We start from the raw sequence: 9,654 nt of genomic DNA, 5'->3' as shown, positions 1-9,654 counted from the left end.
GGCGCTCGACGCGGTGCGGATCGCCGCTCGACGGCGGATGCCGACGCTCGGCGTCTGTCTCGGACACCAGACCATCGGCGAAGCGCTCGGCACCGCGGTGAGCGAGGCGCCCGAGCTGATGCACGGCATGGTCTCCGCGGTCACGCACGACGGATCGGCGCTGTTCGCAGGGATCCCGTCGCCGTTCGACGTCGGCCGATATCACTCCCTGGCGCTCGCGGCAGCGGACCTCCCGTCCGAGATCGTCGTCACCGCCTGGACGGCGACTGGAACGGTCATGGGGCTCGCGCATCGAGAGCTGCCGCTGCACGGCGTGCAGTTCCACCCGGAGAGCGTGCTCACCGAAGGCGGGTACCGGCTTCTCGCGAACTGGCTGGAACTCTGTGGCGACGCGGATGCCGTGGCGCGATCCGAGACCCTGCATCCACTCTCGCGCTGATATCTCGACGCGCGATTCGCGTCACGAGAGACTCAGGGCGCGGCGCAGTAGCGAAGCTCGACCGGAGATCCGATCGGCACGTCACCCGGTGCGACCGACATCGAGTGCACGGTCGGGGGTTCCGTGGGAGCGCAATCCGCCTCTTCCACTGGCTCCGGAGTCAGACCGAGGTCGGTGAGGTTCGTCGTCGCGGCCTCGACGGTCCACCCGACGAGATCGGTCAGCGTCACCTTGCCGCTGGCGACGACGAGATTGACGACGGTGTCGGGGGCGACCTCGGTCTCTGCCGCTTCGCTGGCGGAGATCACGGTGCCGGCGGCCAGACCCTTGTCGTTGCGCTGGATGACGGTCCCGAGTTCGAGGCCGGCGGCCTTCAGTGCCTTGGTGGCATCCTCGAGGCCCATGCCTTCGATCTTCGGCACCACCACGGTCTCCACGCCCGAGGAGACGTGAACGGTGACCGTCGAGCCCTCCTCCACCGAGACTCCTGCCTCGGGGTCGGTGCGGATGACGTTGCCCTCGGTGATCTCGGAACTCGACTCGATCACGATCTTCGCGGTCAGATCGAGCTTGGCGAGGTCGTCCTGCGCGCGCTCGGATGACACGTTCACGAGATTGGGGATGATGCGCGAGGTGCTCGGCACCTCGGGCGGACGCATGCTGATCGTGACCACCCAGAACAGCACGGATGCCAACAGCACCGCGAGCAGCGCGACACCGGCCCAGATCCAGGCGACCGGAGGGCCGGACTGGGTGCGGGTCATGGTGGTGTCGGAGCTGAGCTGGCGCAGCGAACGCGCGGTCTCCTGAGCCTGACGCGGGCTCGGACCGTACAGCTCGCTCGTCAGTGCACCGAGCTGCTTGCGGGTCGGCGCGATCCCGGTGACGGCGGCATCCAGGGCGGCGCGGAAGTGCGCGGCATCCGGGTACCGCTGATAGGGGTCTTTCGCGAGGGCTCGCAGGACGATCGGGTCGAGTGCGCCCGGCGCATCCTCGTTCACCTCGGTCGGCGGGATCGGGGTCTCGCTGACGTGCTGGTAGGCGACCGCCACCGGCGACTCGCCACGGAACGGCTGGCGGCCGGTGAGCAGCTCGTACAGCACGACACCGGTCGAGTACAGGTCGGCGCGGGCATCGACGGGCTCGCCCTTGGCCTGCTCCGGAGAGAAGTAGGCAGCGGTGCCGATGATCTGCGTGGTCTCGGCCACGGTCGACGAGGAGTCGGAGACGGCTCGGGCGATGCCGAAGTCCATGACCTTGACCTGGCCCTTGTCGGTCACCATGACGTTGCCGGGCTTGATGTCGCGGTGCACCACACCTGCGCGGTGCGAGTAGTCGAGTGCCTCGAGGATGCCGTCGACGTAGCGCACCGCGTCTTCGACCGGCACCGGGCCGTCGGCGATGATCTTCTTCAGCAGCGTGCCCTTGACGAGCTCCATCACGATGTACGGCGGCTCGTCGGACGACGGATCATTCGACGAGGGGTCGCCGGCGTCGAACACGCGCACGATCGACGGGTGCGACATGCGGGACGCCGCCTGCGCCTCCAGGCGGAACCGGGTGCGGAAGGCGGTGTCGCGTGCCAGGTCGGGATCGAGGATCTTGATCGCGACCTCACGGCCGAGCGTCAGGTCGTAGCCTCGATAGACCTTGGCCATACCGCCATGCCCGATGAGCTCGTCGACGCGGTATCGACCCGCGATGACTCGTGGCTCTGTGGACACGTACTACCCCCTGGAAAACGACTGCGGCTGAGCTGGATTAAAGGCTACCCTTCGGTGCCGCCGCCTCCGTCACCCTCGCCGGGGTCGGTCGCGGCGACGATCGGAACGGAGAGCGGCGGCGACGCGGACGACGTGCGCTGGTCGCCACCCGAGCACATGCCCTGGTACGTGACGATGAGCTGCTGGCCGGCGGCATCAGCCACCTGAATCTGCGTGTTCCGCTGCGTCGGCTGGAAGTTCGGCCCGCCCGACACGAACGTGCCGTTCTGGAGCGAGACGACGTATCCGGAGAGCGTCGTGCCGCTCGGGCAGGTGAACCCGGTGCCCCAGGAGATGGTGACGGTGCTGCCGGCGATCGGGTCGCCCGTGATGGTCGGGGTGTCGGTCGGGGTCGGCAGGGCTGCGCGCGCGGCGTAGATCGTGAGGGTCATCGGCTGCGTCGTCTCGACGTTGCCGGAGGGGACGACGCGGTAGACCTTGCCGACGTCGCCGTCGGTCGGGGCCGGGTCGCCCTCGGGGCAGGTGATCTCGCCCGTGAAACCGGCCTCCTTGAGCGTGGACGTGGCCGTGCCGCAATCCATGCCCGCCAGGCCCAACGCGGTCACGTCGACGCGGACCACCTCGGGCGGCGGGGTGGTCGCCGGTGGTGGCGTCTGCGTCTGGGACTGCGAGGGAGAGGCCGAATCCGACGGCTTGGCGTCAGGGTCGCCCTGGTTCATCAGCATCGCCCACACGGCTCCGCCGAGCACGATCACCAGCAGGGCGATCAGCGCGATCAGCGGCCAGGTCCACGGGCTCTTCTTCTTCTTCTTCTCGTCCGCCGCAGCGTCCTCTGTCGGGAGCTGAGCGGTGGTGGGAAGGATGCGGGTGGTGCCGTCGTCTCCGGACGCCGTGAGCATGCGCGTCGCATCGTCATCGCCGGCGATCCCGCCGGTCGCGATCGCGGGCACGGCGATGGCCGCGGAGTTCAGGTCGCCGCGACGAAGCGCCTGGGCCGCACGGGCCACCGTCGCGGACGACGAGGGGCGGTCGCTGGGCTTCTTGGCGATCATCGCCATGACGAGGTTCTGCACCGGGATCGGCACGGTCGGCGGCAGCGGCGGCGGCTGCTCGTTGATCTGCGCCATCGCGATCGCCACCTGCGACTCGCCCGTGAACGGACGCTTGCCCGCCAGGCACTCGTACGCGACGATGCCGAGCGAATAGGTGTCGGTGGCGGGAGACGCCGGGTGACCCGATGCCTGCTCGGGAGACAGGTACTGCACGGTGCCCATGACCTGGCCGGTCGCCGTCAGCGGAACCTGATCGGCGATGCGGGCGATGCCGAAGTCGGTGATCTTGACGCGGCCGTCGGGCGTGATCAGCAGGTTTCCCGGCTTGATGTCGCGGTGCACGAGACCGGCCGCGTGTGCGGCCTGCAGAGCGGATGCCGTCTGGGCCACGATGTCGAGCGTCTTGTCGGCGCTGAGTGCACCGTCGCGCTCGAGCACGGTCGAGAGAGCCTCGCCGGGCACGAGTTCCATGACGAGGTAGGCGCTGCCGTTCTCCTCGCCGTAGTCGAAGACGCTGGCGATGCCCTCATGGTTCACGAGAGCAGCGTGCCGCGCTTCCGCGCGGAACCGCTCAAGGAACCCGGGGTCCCCCATGTACTCGTCCTTGAGGATCTTGATCGCGACGGTACGTCCGATGACGTGATCCGTCGCTTCCCACACCTCGCCCATGCCACCGATCGCGATACGCGACTGCAGCTCGTAACGACCACCGAACGACACACCCTGCGTCGGCCTCATCTGCCCAGCACCGCCTCTATGACCTTCTTCGCAATCGGAGCGGCGATGGTGTCGCCACTGCCTGATTGTCCCTGTCCGCCGCCGTCTTCGACGACGACCGCTACTGCGACCGCGGGGTCGTCCGCCGGCGCGAAGCCGGTGAACCACAACGTGTGCGGCCTGTTTCCGTTCTCTGCGGTGCCCGTCTTACCGGCCACGTCGATCCCGTCTATTCTTGCACCCTGGGCCGCGCCCGTAGCGACGCTGGCCACCATCGACGCGGTCACGTCGTCGGCGACATCGGCCTCCATCGCACGGCCGAACTCGCTGTCCTGGAAGGCCTCGATCACCGACAGGTCGTTCCCGATCACGGCATCCACCATCCGGGGATTCATCACGACGCCGTCGTTCGCGAGACCGGCCGACACCATCGCCATCTGCAGGGGGGTCGCGGTGACCTTGCCCTGGCCGAATCCGGTGAGTGCGGTCTGCGCGTCGTCGAGGGCACGGGGGTAGCTGGAGGGGGTCGATTCCAGCGGAGTCTCGAAGGACTTGTTGAAGCCGAGCTTCTCGGCCATCTCGCGGATCGTGTCGTCGCCGAGCTCGACGGCGAGCTCCGCCATCGGGATGTTGCAGCTGAGCCGGATGGCCTCGGCGATCGTGACCGTGGCGCCCGGCCCGCACTTGCCGCCCCAGGCGTTCGACACCCGATTGGAGGAGCCGGGGAGGGTGTACGAGATGGGGTTGGGCAGCGTCGACTGCGGGGTCCAGTTCCCGCTGGCGTACGCCGCCGCCGCGACGACGACCTTGAACGTCGATCCCGGCGGGTTGAGGTCGCCGGCGATCGCGCGGTTGGACAGCGGCTTGCCGGGGTCGGCCGCGAGCTGGTCGTAGGTGGCGTTCGCCGCATCCGCGTCGTGCGTCGCCATCTGATTCGTGTCGAAACCCGGGGTGGAGACCATGGCGAGGATGCGTCCGGTCTTCGGTTCCATCGCGACGACGGCACCCTGCAGCCCGCCGAGTGCTTCATAGGCGGCGCGCTGAGCCGCCGTGTTCAGCGACAGCTCCACGCTGTACCCGCGCTGGGGCTGGCCGGAGATGATGCGTTCGACCTCGGCGAGCAGGGCATTGGCGCCTGTGCCGGAGAGTTCGGCGTTCATGGCGCGTTCGATACCCGTGCGCGAATCGAGTGCCGCGTTGAAGTAGCCGGTCACCGGTTCCCACATCGCGGCATCCGTGTAGACGCGCTGGAACTGGTACCTGTCGTCGCTGGGCACCGAGTTGGCGATGGTGGCGCCGTCGACGATGATCGCGCCGCGCTGGATCTCGTAGCTGTCGAGGCGCGTGCGCTTGTTGTTGCTGTTCTGCGACAGGGCATCGGCCTCGACGACTTGGATCCAGCTGGTCGCGGCGAACAGGGCGATGAACATGAACAGCATCACGATGCTGAGGCGGCGGAGCTCTCTGGTCATCCGATCACGACCCTCGGTTGGCGGCGGACGCCGTCGGAGATGCGCAGCAGCAGCGCCACGATGAGCCAGTTGGCCACGAGCGACGATCCGCCGGCGGCGAGGAACGGGGTGGTCAGTCCGGTCAGCGGGATCAGACGCGTGACGCCGCCGACCATGATGAACACCTGCAGCGCGATGGTGAACGAGAGGCCGGTGGCGAGCAGCTTGCCGAAGTCGTCCTGACCCGCGAGACCGATGCGCATGCCGCGGCTGACGAAGACCATGTAGAGGCACAGGATCGCGAACAGCCCGATCAGGCCGAGCTCTTCGCCGAGGCTGGTGATGATGTAGTCGCTGTGCGCGAGCGGCGTGACCTCCGGGCGTCCCTGACCCCAGCCGGTGCCGATGAGTCCGCCGCGGGCGAGCCCGAACAGGCCCTGCATCGGCTGATACCCCGCGCCGTCGGGATCGACCTGGTTCGCGTCGAACAGGAACAGCCAGTTGATGAAGCGACCCTGCACGTAGCTGAGGATCTGCGTCGCGAGTGCCACGCCGGCGACCACGAGTCCGAGGCCGATGAGGACCCAGCTGGTCTTCCCGGTGGCGACGTAGAGCATCGCGACGAACATGCCGAAGATCAGGGTTCCGGTACCGAGATCGCGCTGGAAGACGATGATCCCGAGCGAGATGAGCCAGACCACGAGGACAGGTCCCAGTTCCCGCATGCGGGGCCAGGCGATGCCGAGAACCCTCTTGCCGACCGACGTGAGGCTTTCGCGGGTGCGTACGAGGTAGCCGGCGAAGAAGATCGCCAGGCAGATCTTTGCGAGCTCGCCGGGCTGGAAGGCGAAGACGCCGCCCAGCGACACCCAGACGGCCGCGTTCGCGTCGTCGATGCGGAGGCCGGGTACGAACGGCAGCAGCAGGAGCAGGATTCCGGCGAGACCGAAGATGTAGGTGTACCGGAACAGGATCCGATAGTTGCGCAGCAGGATCACGACCGCGATGGCACCTGCGAGGGAGATCGCGGTCCAGGCCAGCTGCTTGGTGGAGTAGGCGTCCCAGCCGGTGTTCTTGAAGGCGATGTCGATGCGGTAGATCATCGCGATGCCGAGGCCGGTCAACAGCGTCGCGATGGGCACGACGAACGGATCCGCATCGGCGGCGACGAAACGCAGCACGATGTGCAACGCGAAGGCGAGGGCCGCGAGACCGCCGCCGATCGCGAGGATCATCGGGTCGATCACGCCGAGTGCGCCCAGCTGGACGAGAGTGAGCGCGGCGCCGCTCATCGCACAAGCGAACAGCAGCAACCAGAACTCGCGGTTGCGCTGCGTCTGCGGCATCCGGAGTCGCTTGAGGGCCTTGATGACGGTGGTGTCCGCCTGCACGTCGGTGCTCATCCCTCACCCCCCGCGGGGGTCGCGCTCGGCGTCGGCAGCGGGGTCGGCAGTGGTGTCTGTTCGATCACGTTCGCATCGGCGCCCGCCCGCAGACGGTCGACGATGGCCATCGCGTCGGCCAGCGAGCGCGCATTGATCGTGCGTTCGACGGATGCCCGCTGATACTGCGGCAGGTTCGCGAGGAGGATGTCGGTGTCCTCGATCGGGGTCGACAGCGTGATCGGGCCGATGTTCTGCTGCACGCCCTGGAAGATCACGACGCTGTCGTCGTCGGCGCCGATGAAGTAGCGGGTCTGGGTCCAGCTGTACGCGGCGAAGGCGGCCACGACGAGCATCGCGACGACCAGGAGCGCACCGGCGATCCAGCCCGCCCGGCGGCGCTTCGCGCGACGCCGATCCTCTTCGATGAGTTCCTCGAGGTACTCGGGGGCCGGCTCGAAGTGGCTGGGCTCGTTCGCGGCCTGCCGCACCGGGTGCAGCCAGTTTCCACGCGGCGGGCGCACCGGCGGCACGTAGACGCCGTCGGGGTTCGAGGCCGAGCCCACGATCGTGGGGGTGCCGGAGTGGATCGGATGCTGCCCGCCGACGTCGACGAGCACGATCGTGACGTTGTCGGGAGCGCCTCCGTCGAGTGCCTGCTTGAGCAGGTAGTCCGCCGTGCGGCCGGGGGCGACGCCGAGCTGCATCGCCTTGAGGATGCGAGTCTCGTCGACCACTCCGGAGAGCCCGTCGGAGCAGAGCAGCCACCGGTCGCCGGGCTGCGTGTGCATGACGAACATGTCGAGCTCGGGGTCGGCGTCCATGTCGCTGAGAACGCGCATGAGGACCGAGCGGCGCGGGTGGTAGCGCGCCTCCTCCGGGGTGATCCGACCGGAGTCGACCAGGCGCTGCACGAAGGTGTGGTCGGCCGTGATCTGGGTCAGTGCGTCGTCGCGGTACAGGTAGATGCGCGAGTCGCCGATGTGGCCGATGACCGCGTACTCGTCGACCATGATGATCGCGCTGACCGTCGTGCCGAGACCGGCGAGTTCGGGACGCTCCTTCGCGGCGCGGATGAGGTCGCCCGCGGCGGTCGTCGCGGCGGCCTGCAGCGAGGCCTGCGCGTCTTCGACCGAGGAGTAGCCCTGGTCGAGGGGCTGCAGCCGCTGGATCGCGATGCTCGAGGCGACGTCTCCACCGGCGTGGCCGCCCATGCCGTCGGCGACGGCGAACAGGTTCGCTCCGGAATAGCCGGAGTCCTGGTTGTTGGAGCGGATCTTCCCGGTGTGGGAGATCGCGACGCTCGAGCCTTCGAAGACCATGCCGGGGTCAGGCTCGCAGCTCGAAGGTCGTGGCGCCCACCTTGATGGGGGTGCCGAGCGAGAGGGCGACCGGTGAGGCCGACACGCGCTGGCCGGCGACGAAGGTCCCGTTGGTCGAGTCGAGGTCCTGGATCGCCCAGCTGTCGCCGCGCAGCATCAGGCGGGCGTGGTGGCTGGACGTGTAGTCGTCACGGATCACGAGAGCCGACTCGCTGGAGCGGCCGATCGTGAGCGAGTCGGCACTGAGCGGCAGCTCGAGGCCGGCCTTGGGCCCGGACGTGATGACCAGGCGCTTGGCGGTGGCGACGGTCGCCGGTCCGGTCGAGGAGCGTGCGGATGACGGCTTCGCCGCGGGGGCCGCTGCCGGTGCTGCCGCAGGAGCGGGTGCGCCGGCGGTCGCCTCGGCGGGGAGCTTGCGCACACGGACGCCGAACAGGTCGGCGCGGAGCGAGTACACGACGCCGAACACGAAGAACCACATCAGGACGAGGAACCCGATGCGGAGCAGGAGGAGGATCAGTTCACTCAACCGAGGGCTCCGAACGCTCGGGTGGCGTCGTCGCCGCGGGGCGCAGGACGCGACGGGCTGGCCACGGGGACGATCCGGAACACCAGGTCGGTACGTCCGATGGTGATGGTCGTGTCGGTGGGGAGGGCGGCCTCGCGGAGCTTCTGGCCGTTGACCTTGGTGCCGTTCGTGGAGCCCAGGTCGCGCATCATGGCGCGCTCGCCGTCCCACAGGATCTCGGCGTGCTTGCGGCTGGATCCGGCGTCCGCGATCGTGATGTCGGCATCCGTCCCCCGGCCGATGACCGTGCGGGCGCGGTTGATCGAGAGACGACGGCCGTCGACGTCGACCACGGCCTGCCAGCTCACCCGGCCCTCGACCGTGCCCGAGTTCACGCGCACGGTTCCCGTGGCGACCTTCTCGTCAGCTTCGAGGTTGATCGACAGCGGGCCGGAGAAGCTGTAGCCCTGTGCCTTGGCGTGCTTGGTCAGCAGAGCGAGCAGCTCGTCGGTGAGGGCGCCGCCGAGTCCGCGCATCCGCTCCGCGTCGTCCGGGCTGAGGCGCACGACGAAACTGTTCGGCGCGATGATGCGATCGCGGCTCACGACCGCCGCCTTCGTATCGGCCTCGCGGCGGAGCGCAGAAGCGATCTCCACCGGCTGAATGCCGCTGCGGAAGGTCTTCGCGAACGCGCTGTTGACTGCGCGCTCGAGACCCTTCTCAAAGCTGTCAAGTAGTCCCACTGGGCTCCTCTGGCATGCCGACCGGTAGACACATCGTAGCCAGGTGACCTGGGGGAACGCCGCCGATCGGGGTCTGAGGCGTGCATCAGGGGGTGAAATCGCGTGATATCTTTGGGAAGTTGAGTTCTTCGGAACGAGACACTCGCGCGAGTGGCGGAATGGTAGACGCGCTGGCTTCAGGTGCCAGTGTCCGTAAGGACGTGGGGGTTCAAGTCCCCCCTCGCGCACAGCGAATGACACAAGGCCGGGCCCACAGGGCTCGGCCTTCTGTCATCTGAAGAAGGCCCGGTTCCGTTGAGGACACCGGGCCTTCTCC

The 9,654-nt window shown here is 68.3% G+C and carries 8 protein-coding genes and 1 tRNA gene; 2 read left to right on the top strand and 7 right to left on the bottom strand.

Annotated features, from left to right (window positions below; all coding sequences use genetic code 11):
• Positions 1–439: anthranilate synthase component II (locus ACNPM4_RS01680; protein WP_448984479.1), on the top strand; the 439-nt coding region annotated here is incomplete at its 5' end.
• Positions 440–471: 32 nt separating this feature from the next.
• On the opposite strand, the gene pknB is transcribed toward ACNPM4_RS01680, so the two are convergent.
• Genes pknB through ACNPM4_RS01645 form a run of 7 tightly spaced genes read right to left on the bottom strand, consistent with a single transcriptional unit; the run spans position 472 to position 9,338 of the window.
• A complete protein-coding gene (gene pknB / locus ACNPM4_RS01675) occupies positions 472–2,163 on the bottom strand; it encodes a Stk1 family PASTA domain-containing Ser/Thr kinase (protein ID WP_448984478.1) in 1,692 nt (563 codons plus the stop codon).
• 44 nt (positions 2,164–2,207) lie between these two features.
• The gene (locus tag ACNPM4_RS01670; RefSeq protein WP_205828771.1) at positions 2,208–3,953 is read right to left on the bottom strand and encodes a protein kinase domain-containing protein; all 1,746 of its coding nucleotides are present in this window, start codon (positions 3,951–3,953) and stop codon (positions 2,208–2,210) included.
• Positions 3,950–5,404, bottom strand: a complete 1,455-nt coding sequence (locus tag ACNPM4_RS01665; protein WP_448984477.1) for a penicillin-binding transpeptidase domain-containing protein — start codon at positions 5,402–5,404, stop codon at positions 3,950–3,952. The genes ACNPM4_RS01670 and ACNPM4_RS01665 overlap by 4 nt, the downstream gene beginning before the upstream one ends.
• Positions 5,401–6,786 (bottom strand): FtsW/RodA/SpoVE family cell cycle protein, encoded by a 1,386-nt coding sequence (locus tag ACNPM4_RS01660; protein WP_448984476.1) that lies wholly within the window; start codon positions 6,784–6,786, stop codon positions 5,401–5,403. The genes ACNPM4_RS01665 and ACNPM4_RS01660 overlap by 4 nt, the downstream gene beginning before the upstream one ends.
• Positions 6,783–8,087 carry a PP2C family protein-serine/threonine phosphatase gene (locus tag ACNPM4_RS01655; protein ID WP_029264173.1) on the bottom strand — a complete coding sequence of 435 codons (1,305 nt, stop codon included), beginning with the start codon at positions 8,085–8,087 and terminating at the stop codon, positions 6,783–6,785. The genes ACNPM4_RS01660 and ACNPM4_RS01655 overlap by 4 nt, the downstream gene beginning before the upstream one ends.
• A gap of 7 nt (positions 8,088–8,094) precedes the next feature.
• On the bottom strand, positions 8,095–8,616 hold the full coding sequence (locus tag ACNPM4_RS01650) for an FHA domain-containing protein FhaB/FipA (RefSeq protein WP_029264172.1): 522 nt from the start codon (positions 8,614–8,616) through the stop codon (positions 8,095–8,097).
• Positions 8,613–9,338 carry an FhaA domain-containing protein gene (locus ACNPM4_RS01645; RefSeq protein ID WP_262002438.1) on the bottom strand — a complete coding sequence of 242 codons (726 nt, stop codon included), beginning with the start codon at positions 9,336–9,338 and terminating at the stop codon, positions 8,613–8,615. Before ACNPM4_RS01645 ends, ACNPM4_RS01650 begins: the two co-directional genes overlap by 4 nt.
• A 144-nt stretch (positions 9,339–9,482) precedes the next feature.
• Here ACNPM4_RS01645 and ACNPM4_RS01640 point away from each other — a divergent pair.
• Positions 9,483–9,565, top strand: a tRNA-Leu gene (locus tag ACNPM4_RS01640).
• The last annotated feature ends 89 nt before the right edge of the window (positions 9,566–9,654 follow it).

This window comes from Microbacterium umsixpiens, assembly GCF_053543675.1.
The sequence above is the reverse complement of the archived record's forward strand: the minus strand, read 5'-3'. Positions and strand labels throughout refer to the sequence as shown.

What these genes read in the sequence shown, in the direction of transcription:
- ACNPM4_RS01660 (WP_448984476.1), bottom strand. Translation starts at nt 6,786, where the DNA reads ATGAGCACCGACGTGCAGGCGGACACCACCGTCATCAAGGCCCTCAAG.
- ACNPM4_RS01670 (WP_205828771.1), bottom strand. Translation starts at nt 3,953, where the DNA reads ATGAGGCCGACGCAGGGTGTGTCGTTCGGTGGTCGTTACGAGCTGCAG.
- ACNPM4_RS01665 (WP_448984477.1), bottom strand. Translation starts at nt 5,404, where the DNA reads ATGACCAGAGAGCTCCGCCGCCTCAGCATCGTGATGCTGTTCATGTTC.
- ACNPM4_RS01655 (WP_029264173.1), bottom strand. Translation starts at nt 8,087, where the DNA reads ATGGTCTTCGAAGGCTCGAGCGTCGCGATCTCCCACACCGGGAAGATC.